Below are 277 nucleotides of genomic sequence, written 5' to 3'. Positions count from 1 at the left end.
TTGATTTATACCAAAAGATTGTGGAATGCCGTGCCCATATTTTGCGGTTTCGCGAGTAGGGGCACGGCGTATAAAAATTTTGATTTATACCAAAAGATTGTGGAATGCCGTGCCCATATTTTGCGGTGGCGTAGGGGCAAGGCGTATAACAATTTTGATTTATACCAAAAGATTGTGGAATGCCGTGCCCATATTTTGCGGTGGCGTAGGGGCAAGGCGTATAACAATTTTGATTTATACCAAAAGATTGTGGAATGCCGTGCCCATATTTTGCGGT

Annotated in this window: 1 protein-coding gene; it reads left to right on the top strand. The window is 43.0% G+C overall.

Translation table 11 applies throughout. From position 1 onward, the window contains the following. Window positions 1-25: 25 nt before the first annotated feature. On the top strand, window positions 26-277 hold a 252-nt coding region (locus MiSe_RS50215), incomplete at its 3' end, for a hypothetical protein (RefSeq protein ID WP_226595106.1).

This window comes from Microseira wollei NIES-4236, assembly GCF_020521235.1.
In the GTDB taxonomy this organism is placed as follows: Bacteria; Cyanobacteriota; Cyanobacteriia; order Cyanobacteriales; family Aerosakkonemataceae; genus Microseira; species Microseira wollei.
The sequence above is the reverse complement of the archived record's forward strand: the minus strand, read 5'-3'. Positions and strand labels throughout refer to the sequence as shown.